16 protein-coding genes are annotated in these 16070 nt (G+C 33.1%); 11 read left to right on the top strand and 5 right to left on the bottom strand.

Features of this window, described 5'->3' with window-relative positions; genetic code table 11:
• Window positions 1–160: 160 nt before the first annotated feature.
• Entirely contained in the window at window positions 161–775 is a 615-nt protein-coding gene (locus tag QZ143_RS03135; RefSeq protein WP_292881121.1) for a class I SAM-dependent methyltransferase, read from the bottom strand.
• A gap of 175 nt (window positions 776–950) precedes the next feature.
• On the opposite strand from QZ143_RS03135, the gene QZ143_RS03130 reads away from it, so the two are divergent.
• The 6 genes from QZ143_RS03130 (at window position 951) to QZ143_RS03105 (ending at window position 6814) form a co-directional block, all read left to right on the top strand.
• Window positions 951–1748, top strand: a complete 798-nt coding sequence (locus QZ143_RS03130; protein ID WP_292881118.1) for a class II glutamine amidotransferase — start codon at window positions 951–953, stop codon at window positions 1746–1748.
• Window positions 1741–3138, top strand: coding sequence for a hypothetical protein (locus QZ143_RS03125; protein WP_292881115.1), 1398 nt, complete (start codon window positions 1741–1743; stop codon window positions 3136–3138). Before QZ143_RS03130 ends, QZ143_RS03125 begins: the two co-directional genes overlap by 8 nt.
• Window positions 3139–3155: 17 nt before the next feature.
• Window positions 3156–4544, top strand: coding sequence for a glutamate--cysteine ligase (locus QZ143_RS03120; protein WP_292881113.1), 1389 nt, complete (start codon window positions 3156–3158; stop codon window positions 4542–4544).
• Between the two features lie 37 nt (window positions 4545–4581).
• Window positions 4582–5412, top strand: coding sequence for a formate dehydrogenase accessory sulfurtransferase FdhD (gene fdhD / locus QZ143_RS03115; RefSeq protein WP_292606636.1), 831 nt, complete (start codon window positions 4582–4584; stop codon window positions 5410–5412).
• Between the two features lie 69 nt (window positions 5413–5481).
• Window positions 5482–5682: a MoaD/ThiS family protein gene (locus QZ143_RS03110; protein ID WP_292881110.1), complete on the top strand. Its 201-nt coding sequence runs from the start codon at window positions 5482–5484 to the stop codon at window positions 5680–5682.
• A gap of 160 nt (window positions 5683–5842) precedes the next feature.
• Complete coding sequence (locus QZ143_RS03105; protein ID WP_292606633.1) at window positions 5843–6814, top strand: ABC transporter substrate-binding protein; 972 nt, start codon at window positions 5843–5845, stop codon at window positions 6812–6814.
• Window positions 6815–6835: 21 nt separating this feature from the next.
• On the opposite strand, the gene QZ143_RS03100 is transcribed toward QZ143_RS03105, so the two are convergent.
• From QZ143_RS03100 to acs, 3 genes are read right to left on the bottom strand one after another with little or no spacing between them, the layout of a single operon-like run.
• The gene (locus QZ143_RS03100) at window positions 6836–7462 is read right to left on the bottom strand and encodes a DUF447 domain-containing protein (protein ID WP_292881107.1); all 627 of its coding nucleotides are present in this window, start codon (window positions 7460–7462) and stop codon (window positions 6836–6838) included.
• Complete coding sequence (locus tag QZ143_RS03095; RefSeq protein WP_292606629.1) at window positions 7459–7821, bottom strand: hypothetical protein; 363 nt, start codon at window positions 7819–7821, stop codon at window positions 7459–7461. The genes QZ143_RS03100 and QZ143_RS03095 overlap by 4 nt, the downstream gene beginning before the upstream one ends.
• Before the next feature lie 60 nt (window positions 7822–7881).
• Window positions 7882–9978, bottom strand: a complete 2097-nt coding sequence (acs, locus tag QZ143_RS03090) for an acetate--CoA ligase alpha subunit (RefSeq protein WP_292606627.1) — start codon at window positions 9976–9978, stop codon at window positions 7882–7884.
• Between the two features lie 354 nt (window positions 9979–10332).
• On the opposite strand from acs, the gene QZ143_RS03085 reads away from it, so the two are divergent.
• Window positions 10333–11253 carry a DUF2121 domain-containing protein gene (locus QZ143_RS03085; RefSeq protein WP_292606625.1) on the top strand — a complete coding sequence of 307 codons (921 nt, stop codon included), beginning with the start codon at window positions 10333–10335 and terminating at the stop codon, window positions 11251–11253.
• 10 nt (window positions 11254–11263) lie between these two features.
• The gene (locus tag QZ143_RS03080) at window positions 11264–12193 is read left to right on the top strand and encodes an MBL fold metallo-hydrolase (protein WP_292606664.1); all 930 of its coding nucleotides are present in this window, start codon (window positions 11264–11266) and stop codon (window positions 12191–12193) included.
• On the opposite strand, the gene aroC is transcribed toward QZ143_RS03080, so the two are convergent.
• Complete coding sequence (aroC, locus tag QZ143_RS03075) at window positions 12190–13284, bottom strand: chorismate synthase (RefSeq protein ID WP_292881104.1); 1095 nt, start codon at window positions 13282–13284, stop codon at window positions 12190–12192. The two genes, QZ143_RS03080 and aroC, sit on opposite strands and share 4 nt — an antisense overlap.
• Window positions 13285–13478: 194 nt before the next feature.
• Here aroC and hemB point away from each other — a divergent pair, with 194 nt between their 5' ends.
• The 3 genes from hemB to QZ143_RS03060 all read left to right on the top strand — a co-directional run bounded on the left by hemB (window position 13479) and on the right by QZ143_RS03060 (window position 16065).
• Window positions 13479–14480, top strand: coding sequence for a porphobilinogen synthase (gene hemB / locus QZ143_RS03070; protein WP_292881101.1), 1002 nt, complete (start codon window positions 13479–13481; stop codon window positions 14478–14480).
• The gene (locus QZ143_RS03065) at window positions 14481–15359 is read left to right on the top strand and encodes a triphosphoribosyl-dephospho-CoA synthase (RefSeq protein WP_292606619.1); all 879 of its coding nucleotides are present in this window, start codon (window positions 14481–14483) and stop codon (window positions 15357–15359) included.
• 91 nt (window positions 15360–15450) lie between these two features.
• Complete coding sequence (locus QZ143_RS03060) at window positions 15451–16065, top strand: TetR/AcrR family transcriptional regulator (RefSeq protein ID WP_292881098.1); 615 nt, start codon at window positions 15451–15453, stop codon at window positions 16063–16065.
• Window positions 16066–16070 lie beyond the last annotated feature (5 nt).

Below are 16070 nucleotides of genomic sequence, written 5' to 3'. Positions count from 1 at the left end.
GTGTTGATATTCCAAATTCATTAATATTTTTTGTTTTATTTATATTTTAGATTTTGGAGTCATGCACAATGAAATGCTTTAGGAAAAATATAACAATAGTTATTTTTTCCATAATTAATTAATTGTTAAATTGATATATAAATGTTTTGAAAAAGTCATGTTATCTTTTAGCAATCACTACTAAAATATAATCATTTTCTTTTTTAAAGATTTCAACACTTTTAAATCCTGCATTAATCAAATATTCTTTTAGCTGTGATGCATTATAAACACTCATTCCCTCAACTGTCGCTAGCCATTTTTCATCATCGGGGTGTGTTCCATCTGTTCCCTGTGCAATCATGAATCGCCCATCAGGTTTGATTATCCTGAATACTTCTTTAAATGTTTCACCAATATCTGGCCAGAAATATATGGTTTCAAAAGCACTCACTAAATCATATGTGTCATTATCAATGTGCATATCACTGACATCCGCTTGAATTATATTGCATCTTCCATTATCGACCGCTTGTTGGTTCTGCTTAATTGAAGCCTTCACAGAAACTTCAGAATAATCCAATCCATCCACATTTGCTGTAGTCAGTTTAAGGAATTTTTCAATATTGACTCCACCACCACAACCGATATCCAATATTCTGTCGTCTTCGTTAATGTCTATGGATTCAAAAGCGAATTCGGATATGTTCTTGTGGTTTTCATTCATATTTCTAATTGTTTGAATGCCTTCTTCACCATGGGGTTTCATGCATTGGGTAATTTTTTGATCTACCATAATCAGACCTTCAATATTTTGCATATGGTAATAGTTTGGTACAACAATTGTTAAAAAATTAATGTTAATTTAAAAATGTGTTTCTTTTTTTAGGAAATGTTTATATATTAAAATAAATATAACAATTGTTATCATAATATAACTATTGTGATAATCAATAATAGGAGGATAATATATGTGTGAAATTTTTTGTTTTAATTCAAATACGCCAAAGCAAGTAAATGAATGTCTACAGTGTTTTTATAATCACTCTGAGGAACATCCGCATGGATGGGGATTAGCTAATATGCACTCTAATGAATTTGTTATAGATAAAGAACCTGTAAAAGCAACATGTAGTCAACACTTAAAAAATATATTGTCCAATCCTGTTGTTGGAAAAAATGTATTCGCTCATATCAGATTAGCCACTGTGGGTGAGATAATATCTCCCAATTGCCACCCATTTACACAAGTGGATGATAATAACAGATCCTGGATGTTAATCCATAATGGAACTATATTCGATTATCCTCCGCTTGACAACTACATTGATCAAGAATCTGGAGATACTGATTCTGAGCGAATACTATTATATATAATTGATAAAATTAACGATTTTGAAAAAGCTAAAGGTGGCTTATCAACAATAAAAGAGCGATTTAATATATTAACAGAAGTAATATCAGATTTATCTAAAAATAATAAGTTAAATTTAATGATTTATGATGGGGATTTAACATATATTCATTCCAATATGAGGAATTCCCTATATTATTTAAAAAATGAAGAGGGCTTTTTAGTTGCATCAACTCCACTGACTGATGATGAGAATTGGAAACCTGTGGAATTAAATAAACTGTTCGGTTTGATTGATGGAAATATTATTTTCGAAAGTAGTGAGCATGAAAACGAATTTATATTGACCGAAGAGCATGAAAAAGCTATTGAAGAATTTTTAAATTCATTAAATGGGGATGGGATTAATGATTAATAAGGAACAGATTAGAAACAAATTGTATGATGAATTTATACAGCCAACTAATCAAAAAAAGGATTTTATTGGTGTTGAAATTGAAATTCCAATCATTAATCTTGATAAAAAAGCAGTGGATTTTGATTTAGTTCATGAAATTACTCATAAATTTCAAAATCAATACTCTGATTTCAAAACTGAGGGTATTGATTATGAGGGTAATGTTTTTGCACTGAAAAACCCGAAGACTGATGATATCGTTTGCTATGATTGTTCTTATAATAATATAGAATTTGCAATGGGTCGTGAAGAGGAGCTATTTGCTATCAATGACAGATTCTGTGACTATTATTCATTTGTAAAGGAATCTTTTGAAGAGCATAATCATACATTAACTGGAATGGGCATAAATCCATACAGAAAATATAATGAAAATATCCCTATTCCATCTGAAAGATATTTGATGCTTTATCATCATTTAAAATCTTTTAAGAATTATAAAGACATTCCAATGCATTTTCACAGATTCCCGGAATATGGAATGTTTTCATCTGCTTCACAGGTTCAATTGGATATTTACAGGGATGATTTGGTAAAAACAATCAATGTCTTTTCTAAAATTGAACCGATTAAGGCATTATTATTTTCTAATTCCGTTTTATTTGGACAAAATGATAATATTACTTGCTTTAGGGATGCATTATGGGAATATTCAACTCATGGGGTAAATCCTCATAATATTGGAATGTATGATGTCGATTTTAAGGATTTAAATGACCTTCAATCTTATCTTGAGTCTTTAAATATATATTGTGTCATGAGAGACGGAGCATATATCAATTTCCCTTCAATGAATCTTTTGGAATATTTCAGCAGAGATTATGTTAGGGGCGAAATCTATTGCAACGGAGAATATAGAGATATTGAAATAAAACCTTGCATTAGTGACATTAAATATTTAAGGCCATTTAAATTTATTAATTTAACATTCAGAGGTACAGTTGAATTTAGAAGTATTTGCACTCAACCAATTCGCGATTCCATGTCCGTTGCGGCATTTCATTTAGGTCTTAAAGGAAAACTCGATGAATTGGATGATATAATTACTAAGGATACTGCAATATATCATAAGGGATATACTGCAGGTGAACTTAGAAAATTATTGATTCAGGATGAAATTCCAAAGATATTTAACAAAAAGGAATTGTGTGCATTATCTAAAGAAATTGTCGATTTGGCAAAAGATGGGCTTAAAGAAAGAGGAATTGGTGAAGAGGTATTCCTAAATCCTTTATATGATCGTATTAAAAAACATACAAATCCTGGAAAGATAATCATTGATTCAATAAAAAATAATGTCAAAATCGAGAAACTGATTGATGATTATGGTAGATTAAGCATAATTTAGATGAAGGAAGTGATGAAATGAATTTGGCGAATTTATCTAAATTATCTTCAAATGAAATTTTGGAAGGTTCATTTGGTATTGAATGGGAATCTTTAAGGGCAAAAGATGATGGTAAATTATCTTTAACACCTCATCCCGCTGTTTTTGGAGATAAACTTACAAATCCTTTAATTACTACTGATTTTTCTGAAAGTCAAATAGAAATAATAACTCCAACCTTTGACACTATTGATGATGCATTTGAAAACTTTTCATTATTGTCGGATATGGTAAATGCCTCACTTCCTCGGGATGAGTATCTTTGGTTTCAGTCAATTCCATGTATTTTGCCGTATTGGGACCAAATTCCAATAGCGCAGTACTCTGGGGAAGGTGAATCATCACAGAAATATCGTGAAGATCTCGCCCGCAGATATGGTGTTAAAAAACAGATGATTTCAGGAGTCCATTTTAACTTTTCGTTTTCTGAAAGATTCTTAAAAAAATTATACTCTCTGGAAAATGATGATTTAAGCTTTAAGGATTTTAAAGATGACATTTACTTAAAGATAGCCAGAAATTATTTGAGATATTGCTGGCTGATTATTTATCTGACTGGATGTTCAATCGGTTCTCATAAAACATTTTCAAATGATTGCATTCACTTGATGGATGCTAAGGACGATTACGGCAGTTATTACTCCACCAGAGGTCCTTCATTTAGAAATGCTTCTTGCGGATATAAAAATTTAAAAGATTTGTATCCTTCCTATAATTCTGTTAATGAATTCGTAGGTGATATTAACAGTTTCATTGATAATGGGGATTTGTCTGAAGCAAAAGAGTTATACACTCAAATTAGACTAAAACCAAAAAATCCTAAAGACTTATTGAATTCCTTAAAGGACAGTGGTATAGAATATATTGAAATAAGAACATTGGATATTAATCCGTTTTATCAATGTGGAATTGTAAATCGTGATATGAAATTCCTGCATTTGTTTTTGATTTATATGCTTGTCAAAGATGAATCGGATTATCTGGCTTGGCAAAATGAAGCTAAAATCAATGAGGAAAGAACTGCCGAATCTGGTTATGTTGATTCAATGAGATTATTGAGGGACGGTTGTGAAGTAACCCTTAAAGATTGGGCTCATGAAATTATAAATGAAATGTATGATATGTGTGATGAATTGGGTATAGATGGATTTGATACTTTGAATTTAATGATGAATCGTGTTTTAAATCCAGATTTTACTTATGGTAAAATGCTTTTAAGTTTAATCGAGCAACATGGTTACATCAACACTCATATAATGTTATCTAAAAATAATAAGCAAATCAGCATGGATAATTTGAGAAATTGTGACATTGATAGTTGTGATGAAGTTAAAAAGTATTTTGATGTTGCATTGGCAGGCAAATAATTTTTATTTTTAATTTAATTTCGAATGTAGTGATATTATGGAGTTTTTAAGACAAACTGAGGTAATCCAGTGGAAAGATGGTGAATACCAGACAATTAAGGAAAATAGTGTTGATGATGAATATACTTATCTGTTTATTGATTATTTGCCTCCCCGCAAGTTTTCAACTTATCCAATAGATTTAAAAGATTTTGCTGTAGGATATTGTCTCGGAGAAGGTTTAATAAAAGATTATAGTGATATCGAGTCAATAACAGTAGATGGAACAAACCTGCTAATTTCTACAAAGTTGAGCCATGACCCTGAAGAAGACCTGGAACAGGATGGTATTGTTCAAGAGAGAAAAGGCAACTGTGAACATGCATGTGTTTGCAGATTGCTGGAATATCAGGGGGTAAACTCAGATAATGCTGGAGGAATAAGATCAGAGTTGAAAACAATCGAGCGCAATGATTCGGATTTGAAGATTAATGCAACTCAGATTATTGAAGACATGGAACATTTGACAGATGAGGCAAAAATATGGCAAAAAACAGCAGGTGTGCATGTTGCCCAACTCAAGTATAAGGATAACATCATAATTCGTGAGGATGTAAGTCGTCATGTTGCAGTTGACAAGGTCATTGGAGCTGCTGCAAAAGAGGGTTATGATTTTAGTCAATGTTATGTTTCATACAGTGGAAGAATGCCTGCGGACATGCTGATAAAAGTAATCCGAGTAGGTATTCCCATAATCATTTCAAATGCTGCTCCAGCATCCTCTGGAATTGATGTTGCACGTGCAGGTAACATTACAATGATAGGTTTTGTAAGGGATAATCGTTTTACGGTTTTCACTGCACCTGAAAGAGTGAATTTTGAGGAATAGTTTATCGGATAATGCAGCTGTGAAAAATCCATTTAAATATATTTTTATGTGATTAGAAGAGGTGAAATAATGAAGTTTAATTTAAAATTCAATGATATTGATGAGGAAAGAAATTTAAATGAGAATTATTCTATAAAAAATTTGTTTGATGATTTGAGCGTATCCAGCCAAACGATTGTTGCAAAGCAGAATGGTGAAATTGCTGTTGAGGAAAGTGTGATTAATAATGGTGATACAATTCAGTTGATTCAAATAATTTATGGCGGATAGTTTGTTTTGTCGTAAAATTTTTTCAAAATATTTATATAATATTTATAATTTATAGTATAATTGGGGATTCAAATATAACAATTGTTAATTAAGCATATATTTATAGGATATTTATAATAATTAATAATTGTAATTAATTTAAATTAATTCGGTGAATATAATGAATAAAAAGATAACTTTTGTTTTAGTGTTGGCACTTGCTGCATTTTTGGTAATGGGTTCAGCTAGTGCAGGTCTTTTCGACTTCTTAGGGGGAGGAGACAACACTGTAAAAATAGGATATTTACCTTCAGACCACGACGCTGCATTGTTCGTCGCTGATAAACAAGGTTTATATGCTGATAAGAATATTACTACTGAACTTGTTCAGTTTAATAATGGTGGAGACTTGATGACCGCTATGGCTAGTGGTGAAGTTGATGTTGGATATGTAGGAATTGCTCCTGTTTTATCTTCTGTTTCTAAAGGAGTTCCTGTTAAAGTGATTTCCTCTGCTCAAACTGAAGGTAGTGGAATTGTTGTAACTAAAGATTCTGGAATTAACTCTGCAGCTGATTTGAAAGGTAAATCAATTGCAACTCCTGGTGAAGCTTCAATTCAGCATGTTTTACTTTCATACTACTTGAAAAAGAATGGATTGTCAACAAATGATTTAAACATTTCTGCTATGAAAGTGCCTTCAATGAATGATGCTTTAAAAACCAAACAGATTGACGGTATTATTACTTTCCAACCTTATGTAAGTATTGCAGCAAACGATACTAGCAATGTTGTTTTGGAAAACTCTTCTGGAATTTTACCAAATCACCCATGTTGTGTAGTTGTCGCATCAGATGATTTCATTAAAAACCATGAAGACAAAGCTAAAGATATTGTAGATATCCATAAAAATGCTACTAAATTCATTAATGATAAAGTAGCCGCAGGTAATTCTTCTGAAGTTGTAAAACTTTTACCTGAAGATATTGTTTCAGATGCTCATTTAGAAGCAAATTCCCTACAAAGTTTCCCATTCATTTCTGGTATTGATAATGCTTTCAAAGCAGATGTGGATGCATTCCAAAAATTAGAAGTGGATATTGGTATCTTAAACGGTACTGTTTCTCACGATAAATTGTACTGGGAAGCATAGTTACTTAACTATGCTTTTTTTTTAATTTTTTTCGTATTCTTTTTTGATTATTTTCATAGCTTCTTTTGTTTGTGTATCTCCGATTCTTCCAATCATCCTTTCGTTTTCAATGACTCTTTCCATGTAAACTGCTCTTTTTTCATCATCGACAATGCAATATCTTGAAAAGTTAACTAAGCATTCAATTAAACCGGATAATCCTCGATTATATGCTTTAATACTTTCATCATTGATTGTCACACTTTCAATCTTGCCTTTGATTAAAAATATACTTTGGTCATTGTCGATTGGAGTATTTTCAGATTTTTGTTCTTCAATATCAACCACATTAACGATTATATATGATCCTGCATCCTTTAAAATGGCAATGTCCTCATCATCTGTGTAATATTCGCTTGGAAGTTTGTCGATTGTGGATTTAGTAAATATTATTGGATCTTGTGTAATGTTTACAACATATCTTTTGCTTTTTTGAATGTTTTCCAGAGTTTTTGATCCTTCAAATATCCTACATCCTACATTGTCTTTTCCAAAATACTTTAAACCAATTGCGGCAGAGTTTTTAATGCCGTTTTCATCAATTGTAGTGTAAATACATTCGTATCTTTCTTCGGTGTTAATTCCAATTTTTTCTAAATCAAAACTCATTTTACCATGTCCTGCTGGCTTGGAAAAGATTTAGATATTTTGTTAAGGTTTGCAAATACATTTATCAGTGAATCAATGTATTCTTTAATTTCTTCATTTTCAATTTTTTTCAAAGCGTCAATATACTGCGGAAACACCTGTTTTCCGTTTTCAAAAAATAGATAATAATCATTAAACTGTATTTCTTCTCCATTTAAATCAGAAATGATATCTTTATATAACTCTTCAAAATCCCTACAACTTTCTTTGAACATTTCTTTAATGTCATCATTATTTTGTGAAGTTTCTAATTTTTCTAAAGCGTTGTTTAATCTAATTATAGAAATAGTATAAAGTTCTAAATCAATTTCACCATTCATAAAATCACTTATAATAAATGATTCAAAAAATAAAAAAAGAGTAATTTCTCGTATGAGAAATTATAATTTGATTTTAATATCGAGTGCAGATGAACCTTCTTCGTATACGAAGATTGGGTTAATGTCTAACTCAGATATTTCTGGGAAGTCTAAGGTTAATCTAGCTACTCTTTTAATAGCTTCTTTAACTTCTTCGACATCACAAGGAGCTTCACCTCTGTATCCTTCAAGTAATTTGGATACTTTGGTTGAATTAATTTGTTCATCAATTTCTTGAGAGCTCATTCCTTTTGCAAGGTTGAATGAAACGTCTTCAATAAGGTTTACATAGATTCCACCCATACCGAATGCAATCATAGGACCAAATTGTTTGTCACGAATCATACCTACAATGACTTCTTCACCGGAATCCATCATTTTTTGTACTTCTACACCATCAGGAACAATATCTGGGTGTGCTTTATTAGCGTTTGCAATAATTTCTTCATAGGTTGCTTTTGCTTCTTCAGCTGAGGAGATTCCTACTTTTACACCGCCGATATCTGATTTGTGTAAAATTTTATCGGATGCGATTTTAAGTACAACAGGGAATTCCATTTCTTCTGCCAAACTTGCAGCTTCATCAGCAGATGTGGATAATTTGATAGGTGCTGCGGAAATTCCATAAGCTTCAGCTACTGCATAAGCTTCACTACCAAGTAATGTGTCTCTTCCATCAGCTTTGACTTTATCAAATATTGCTTTAACGGCATCTTTGTCAACATCATCTACTTTTTCAACTACATCATCATAGGTTCTTTCTTCTAATCTTTTGAATCTAACCATTGCTTCAAGAGCAGTTACAGCAGTTTCAGGGAATACGTAGGTTGGTATACCGTTTTCTCTTAAAACATCATTTGCGGCTTCAAATGATGGACCTCCCATATTAACGACAATAACAGGTTTTTCAAATTTATTTTTCTCTTCAATGATTGCTTCTGCAATTCCATCAGGGTCAGCAGATGCAGTTGGACATACCATAACGATTAAACTGTCAACATCTTCATAACCTAAAACAAGTTCTAATGATTCTTTGTATCTGATTACTGGTGCATCACCTAATACATCGATAGGGTTTTTAGCACTTCCTTCTTCAGTTACGCATTCTTTTAGTTTTGCAGTGGTTTCTTCATCAAATTGCACGAGGTTTAAGCCAGCTTTTTCCATTGCATCTACGGTTAATACTCCTCCACCACCAGCGTTGGTAATAATTGCTACATTATCTCCTTCTGGAAGTGGTGCTTTGGAGAATGCTAAACCTAGGTCAAATAATTCAGCCATGGTTTCTACACGCATAATTCCGGATTGATGGAATGCTGTGTCGAATGCAAGGTCACTTCCTGCAAGTGCACCTGTGTGTGAAGATGCAGCTGCTGCTCCAGCTGAACTGGAACCTGATTTAAGAACAATAATAGGTTTTTTATGAGCTGTTTCTCTCATGGTTCTTACGAAGTCGTCGTCATCGGAAATTGATTCTAAGTAACAGATGATTACATTGGTTTCGTCATCGTCTGCCAAGTATTGTAATAATTCAATTTCAGTTACACCAGCTTTGTTTCCTAAACTGATTACTTTACTGAATCCAATTCCTGAAGTTACACTCCAATCGATAATAGCTACCATCATAGCTCCACTTTGGGAAATGAATGCCATGTTTCCTTTTGGTGGCATCATTTGTGAAAATGATCCGTTTAATGGAGTGTGTGAATCAGTTATTCCTAAACTGTTTGGTCCAATAATGTTTATACCGTATTCTTCACCAAGTGCTGTTAATTCAGCTTCTAATTTAGCACCTTCTTCTCCTACTTCTTTGAAACCTGCAGTAATAACAACCATGTTTTCCACGCCAGCTTCACCACATTCCTTGACAGTTGGGTTTACAAATTTAACTGGTATGGTAATTATTGCCAAGTCTACTTTTTCAGGTATATCTTTTATGTTTGCATATGCTTTTTTTCCTAAAATCTCTCCACCCTTTGGGTTTACTGGATATATTTCGCCTTTAAATCCATCATTGATGAGGTTATCGACAATGATGTATCCTACTTTTCCAGGTGTATTGGATGCACCAATAACAGCCACGGATTCAGGTTTAAACATCTTATTGAGATCTTTCATAAGTTTTTCTCCTTATTCTTTTTGTTAATATTATAAACATTATTCTGATTCATAATGATAAATAATTAACAATTATTATAATTATAATATATGTTATATTAATATTTAAATATGTTGTTTGATTTAACACATTCGGCATTATTTTACACTTATCGCTTTTTTAAAAATTTTTAAATCACTTATTTTTACTAAACTTGAACAGATACTATCTAAAAAATAAATGTGGAATTTTTTGAAAAATTCTGATTTTCTCTTAAACTATATAATATAGGATAACTATAATTATATATAAATAATAAATTTTTGATATTATAATTTTTTGAAATTATGATATATGGTATCAAGGGGAATTATATGAGCTTAATTATTGCTTACATTGGAAAAAAAGGATGTGTAATGGCAGCGGATAAAAGGAAAATAGGTTATTTCGGTGATAAGGAAAATTTAGAAATATTGGAACAAGAATTGTATAATGGTGACATCAGTTCTGATGGCGAATTTAAAAGAAGGGCTGATGAATTGGGAATTTCTGTAAAAATTACTGACGATGCAACTAAGTTAAAAATAGTTGGCAATTGTGTTAGAGGTGAAGTGAGCACCAAAGGAACCTTTGAAACAAAACGTAGAAGGGTTTACGGAACCAGTAACGGTTATCAATTGGTTGAATTGGTAGGATCTGAAGTGACATCACGTACTTCCGGCAAAACAGGTATAGTTATTTTCGGTAATAATTTTGCCAAGAAAATGGCTGAACGTTTAATTTCAAAAAGATTAAAACCTTCTTCCAGTTTGAAATCCAAGGGAGAAATGTTTGAAGAAATTTTAAGAGAAGTAGCCGCTAAAACCCCTACTGTCGGTATTAATTGTGATGTTTTAAAACAAGAACCTAATTTTGACGAATCCCAAGCTCAAAGACACTTGAACGTAACTATTGATAATGATGTAAAAGTATTGGCTAAGTTCAGACAGACTTTAACCGAACAGATTGTTCAGCAAAGCATTGAAATCGAATTGGCCAAAAAAATCATCAATGATGGTGACATTGGAAAAGTTGTTTCCATTGATGGAAATATATTGTATGTTCAATTAAATGATAAAACACAGGCAATGGATGGAAATTGGAAACAATTGGCAGCACCTGGTCAAAATGTCATAATGTTTACAGAAAGCAATGATGTTAAAATTGGAGATAAAGTCACTATAGATAATGAGGATTTATGTCTTAAAAAAGACAAGTCTCCTCTGAAATGTGATGTTATTCTATGTTCAATATGATGGGATTAAAATGAAATTGACATTTTTAGGAAGTGGTGGTGGAAGATTTTCCGCTATCTCTCAAAGAAGGATGACTGGAGGGTTTAGAATTGATAATATCAATGGAAAAAATTATCATATTGACCCTGGACCAGGAGCTCTTATAAGAACTTATCAGTTCGGTTTTGATCCCCGCAATCTAAGTGGAGTATTTGTTTCTCATGCACACACTGACCATTATAATGATGCTGAAATTCTTATTGAGGCTATGACTAAAGGAATGACCAGAAGATATGGAACCATTTTTGGAAGCACTAGTGTTTTAAACGGTTTTGAAAAATGGGGTCCATGCATTTCTGCTTACCATCAATCCAAGTCCAATACTGTGCTTTTAAAGCCTGATGAGGTTGTTGAAGCTGATGGCATTGAAGTAAAGGGAACAAAAACTCAACATGGTGATCCTGCAGGTGTTGGCTTTCAACTAAATTACAATGGATTTAAGGTATCTTACACTTCTGATACTGGATACTTTGATGAATTGGGTGAATGTCATGAAGGTGCGGATATTTTAATAGCCAGTGTATTGAGGCCTGGTAACAGAACCATTAATGGGCATATGTGTTCTCGCAATTTCATTGACTTGATAAATAAAGTAAAACCGAAAGTTGCTGTTATGACTCATTTGGGTCTTAAAATGATTTCTTCAAATCCTGTTACTGAAGCCAAAAAGATTTCTAAAGAAACTGGCGTTAAAGTAATTGCCGCTTTTGATGGACTGTCATTCAATGTTAACTATAAAAATCCTAAAAGATTTAGAATAATCTCACTTAAGGATACAGAATCACATGCTCACAGCACCAGCCATACATTGTATGACAGTGAAAGAAAAAATTCATATCAACTCGCATTTAAAAACAACGAGTTTGATGAACTTTCAATATTAAGAAAAAGAAAAAATTAATGTTTTAAATTTGTCGGATGAATAAATCCTGAACGAATCATATGATCTGCCAAAACAATTGCAGTGCTGGATTCGGCAACAGCAGTCACTCTAGGACAGATGCAAGGGTCGTGTCTGCCTTTAATTTCTATTTTTTCATTTTCTCTTTTTTCCAGATTAATAGAATCCTGACATTTGGAAATTGATGGTGTAGGTTTTACTGCAATTCGGGATATGATTGGCATTCCATTGCTCATTCCACCAATTATTCCTCCTGAATTGTTTGTTTTTGTTGTTATCTGATTATTTTCAATTTGATACTCATCATTGATTTGGGAACCTAGATGCTTTGCAACGTCAAATCCAAGACCTATTTCAACACCTTTTACAGCACCTATGTTCATTAATATTCTTGCAAGGTCTCCATCCAGTCTTTCAAAAACAGGTTCTCCAATACCTGCAGGGATTCCAATGGCTATTGTTTCCACAATGCCTCCAACAGAATCGCCTTCCTCTTTTTTTGAAATAATAAAATCTTCCATTTCTTTTGCAGCTTTTAAATCAGCACAGCGAATGGGATTCTTTTCTATGTTTTCTTTTATTGCATTGAAATCTTGCGGGTCTGCGGTGATGTCTCCGATTTGTGTAACGTGGGATATGATTTCAATTTCTTTTGTTTCAAGGAGCTTTTTAGCTACTGCTCCTCCGATTACATGACCAATAGTCACTCTTCCGCTTCCACGACCTCCTCCGTTATAGTCGTAGTTTCCGTATTTCATCATCCAGCCAAAATCACCATGTGATGGGCGAGGAGTATTTTTAAACATTGAATAATCTTTAGAATGTTGGTTTTTGTTGAAAACAACACCTGTAATTGGGGTTCCATCTGTTTTTCCTTCAAAAATTCCAGACAGTATTTGGACCTCGTCTCCTTCTTTTCGGGGTGTTGTAACACTGCTTGTTCCAGGTTTTCTTTTATCCAGTTCTTTTTGAATATCTTCAACGGTTAATTCTAAGTTTGCAGGACATCCATCGACAACGGCACCTAAAGCCTTTCCATGGCTTGACCCGAAACTTGTTATTCTGAATTTTTCTCCTATAGAATTTGACATGAATTTGGCCTCTTATGATAATTGATGGTATATTTGTATTCTAAACATTTAAATTTTCACAAATATTTTTGCATTGTTGGAAACTTAAAACAGTTTAATCAAAATCAATATTGTGTATGATATGAATTTTTTTCAAAATTTCTATATATGTTGATTGATAAAAAGTATAAGTAATTGATATTTGAGTGATTGTTATGGAATTTCCGACTACAAGAATGAGAAGACTTAGAAAGAATGCCAAAATTAGAAATATTGTTCGTGAGACAAAACTTGAAAAAGAAGATTTGATTTATCCGATTTATTTTAAGGAAGAGCTCAATGGTGATGAAAAAGAGGAGATTTCCTCTCTTCCGGGTGAATATAGATATTCCTTGGATAGTGGAGTTGAATTTGCTAAACAATTGGAAGAAAAAGGATTGAAATCAATTATTGTATTTGGAATTCCTGCTGAAGATACTAAAGATGAAATTGCAACTCCTGACTATTCATCTACAGGAATTGTGCAGAAAGCTGTTAGAAGACTTAAAAAGGAAACAGACCTGGTCGTTATCACTGATGTGTGCTTATGCCAATACACTTCACATGGTCATTGTGGAATGATAGTTGAAAATGATGATACTGATGATGGAATCGAGATTTTAAATGATGAATCCCTGCCGTATATTGCTAAAGTTGCTCTTTCACATGCACAGGCTGGTGCGGATATTGTAGCGCCTTCAGACATGATGGATGGTAGAGTCAAGGCAATTCGTGAAACATTGGATGAAAATGGATTTTATAATGTAATGATTATGTCATATTCTGCAAAATATGCCTCAGCATTTTATGAACCGTTCAGGGTTGCTGCATGTTCATCTCCTCATGCCGGAGACAGAAAATCCTATCAGATGGACCCTGCCAATGCAGTTGAGGCAATTCGCGAATGTGAACTTGATGTGATTGAAGGATGTGACTTTTTAATGGTCAAACCTGCGTTGCCGTACCTTGATGTTGTGCGCATGGTTAGGGATGAGTTCATGTTGCCTCTTGTTGCATATAATGTAAGTGGAGAATATGCAATGCTTGTGGCAGCCATTGAAAAAGGATTTTTAACAGAAAAAGCAATTTTGGAAGCTTTGCTTTCAATTAAACGTGCTGGAGCAGACTTGATAATCACTAATTTCGCACCATATTTACTTTTGAATGAGATGATATAAATGGAAGCTAATGAAATTGCAAAAATAGCTCAAATTGCATCAGCACTTGAAGTGAGCGGATATCCAAAGCCAGGTAATGTCCACAGGACTAGAGATTATGATGATATGGTCTTTGAGGACTTTGTAATAAGTGGAATCGTAATTGGAGATACCATTCGCGAAGCATGTACTGATGTGGATGTTGACAATCCAAAATTGGGCAAATATATTTTACAGGCTGTAGCTGAAACCGACAGATGGATTAAAAACAACACCAATCTTGGTATTGTTATGATGACAACACCTATTGCTGTTGCAGCATCAATAAGTGATTCATTTGATGATATTCGTGAAAATATCAAATTGTTGATGGGAAATACGTCTGTTGACGATGCCTGTGATTTGTATGATGCAATAAATATTGCAGATGCTGGTGGAATGGGCGACCAGGATGAGTATGACGTTGCAAGCGACAATGCAAAACAGGAGTTAAGGGAAAACGGTCAAACAATGTTTGATGTATTGAAGATTTCAGCTCCATGGGATATGCTTGCCCGTGAAATGACCTCTGACATGCCTGCCGTTTTTGAGATAGGCTATCCGACTTACCACAATCTCAGGGAAGAAAAATCCCAAAATGATGCTTGCCTTTTAACATTTTTAACAATTCTGTCACATGTTCCGGATACATTAATATCTAGAAAATATGGTGATGAGGAAGCGCTTAAGATATCCTTGATGACCAGAGATTTGCTTAAAATGAAGGATTCACCAGACTTCATCGATAGGGTTAGTGAATTTGATGATTATATGTTTAAAAATAAATATAATCCTGGAACCACTGCAGATTTAACAGCAGCTTCAATATTTGTCAGTTATTTGAAATCCCATTTCGAATAACTCCTTTTTTTATTATTTTTTAAACTAACAATCGTTAGTTTTATATAATTGTAATATATATTTATAACTAACACCTGTTAGTTGTGATGATATGAAAGTCAATAATAAGGAAAAAATTTTCAACGTTTCAGTTGATTTGTTTTCAGAGCGTGGTTATGATGGTGTATCGATTCGCCAGATTGCCCGAGAGGTTGGAATAAAGGAAAGCTCCATTTACAATCATTATCCAAGTAAGGAAGCTATTTTGGATTCAATTCTAAATTATTACATTGATAAGATGCTGTCTGAGGAGATTCCACTCAATGAAGCAAGTGCGAATCTGGACATAAGCTTTGACTATTTTTACAATGCCGGCTTAAACGCCTTTGCATCACAGCTGAAAGATGAAAAAATGTCTAAAATCACAAGAATAATCCTGATAGAATCCTATCACAATGATAAAATAAGGGATTTTCTTAAAAAAAGCATAATTGAAGAGGCAGTCAACGGCTGGATTGTGCTGTTCGATTTAATGAAATCTAAAAGGTTGATCAGGGAGGATGTTGACTCAAGACAGCTTGCAGAATCATTCTACAAGTATGGGCTGTTTTTGCTCTATGAGCATTATATCATAAATTACCCCGAAGATGATGCCAAGTTCGTTGATGAGTTATGTGGCAAGTCACAAGAGCATATTAAACTGCTTTATGATTCTGTAAGGAGGTAATGTTA

This window comes from Methanobrevibacter sp. UBA188 (assembly GCF_905234905.1).
Lineage (GTDB): Archaea > Methanobacteriota > Methanobacteria > Methanobacteriales > Methanobacteriaceae > Methanocatella.
The sequence above is the reverse complement of the archived record's forward strand: the minus strand, read 5'-3'. Positions and strand labels throughout refer to the sequence as shown.

Excerpts from the sequence above, each read along its gene's own strand:
- QZ143_RS03135 (WP_292881121.1), bottom strand. The coding sequence starts at position 775 with ATGGTAGATCAAAAAATTACCCAATGCATGAAACCCCATGGTGAAGAA.
- QZ143_RS03130 (WP_292881118.1), top strand. The coding sequence starts at position 951 with ATGTGTGAAATTTTTTGTTTTAATTCAAATACGCCAAAGCAAGTAAAT.
- QZ143_RS03125 (WP_292881115.1), top strand. The coding sequence starts at position 1,741 with ATGATTAATAAGGAACAGATTAGAAACAAATTGTATGATGAATTTATA.
- QZ143_RS03120 (WP_292881113.1), top strand. The coding sequence starts at position 3,156 with ATGAATTTGGCGAATTTATCTAAATTATCTTCAAATGAAATTTTGGAA.
- fdhD (WP_292606636.1), top strand. The coding sequence starts at position 4,582 with ATGGAGTTTTTAAGACAAACTGAGGTAATCCAGTGGAAAGATGGTGAA.
- QZ143_RS03110 (WP_292881110.1), top strand. The coding sequence starts at position 5,482 with ATGAAGTTTAATTTAAAATTCAATGATATTGATGAGGAAAGAAATTTA.
- QZ143_RS03105 (WP_292606633.1), top strand. The coding sequence starts at position 5,843 with ATGAATAAAAAGATAACTTTTGTTTTAGTGTTGGCACTTGCTGCATTT.
- QZ143_RS03100 (WP_292881107.1), bottom strand. The coding sequence starts at position 7,462 with ATGAGTTTTGATTTAGAAAAAATTGGAATTAACACCGAAGAAAGATAC.
- QZ143_RS03095 (WP_292606629.1), bottom strand. The coding sequence starts at position 7,821 with ATGAATGGTGAAATTGATTTAGAACTTTATACTATTTCTATAATTAGA.
- acs (WP_292606627.1), bottom strand. The coding sequence starts at position 9,978 with ATGAAAGATCTCAATAAGATGTTTAAACCTGAATCCGTGGCTGTTATT.
- QZ143_RS03085 (WP_292606625.1), top strand. The coding sequence starts at position 10,333 with ATGAGCTTAATTATTGCTTACATTGGAAAAAAAGGATGTGTAATGGCA.
- QZ143_RS03080 (WP_292606664.1), top strand. The coding sequence starts at position 11,264 with ATGAAATTGACATTTTTAGGAAGTGGTGGTGGAAGATTTTCCGCTATC.
- aroC (WP_292881104.1), bottom strand. The coding sequence starts at position 13,284 with ATGTCAAATTCTATAGGAGAAAAATTCAGAATAACAAGTTTCGGGTCA.
- hemB (WP_292881101.1), top strand. The coding sequence starts at position 13,479 with ATGGAATTTCCGACTACAAGAATGAGAAGACTTAGAAAGAATGCCAAA.
- QZ143_RS03065 (WP_292606619.1), top strand. The coding sequence starts at position 14,481 with ATGGAAGCTAATGAAATTGCAAAAATAGCTCAAATTGCATCAGCACTT.
- QZ143_RS03060 (WP_292881098.1), top strand. The coding sequence starts at position 15,451 with ATGAAAGTCAATAATAAGGAAAAAATTTTCAACGTTTCAGTTGATTTG.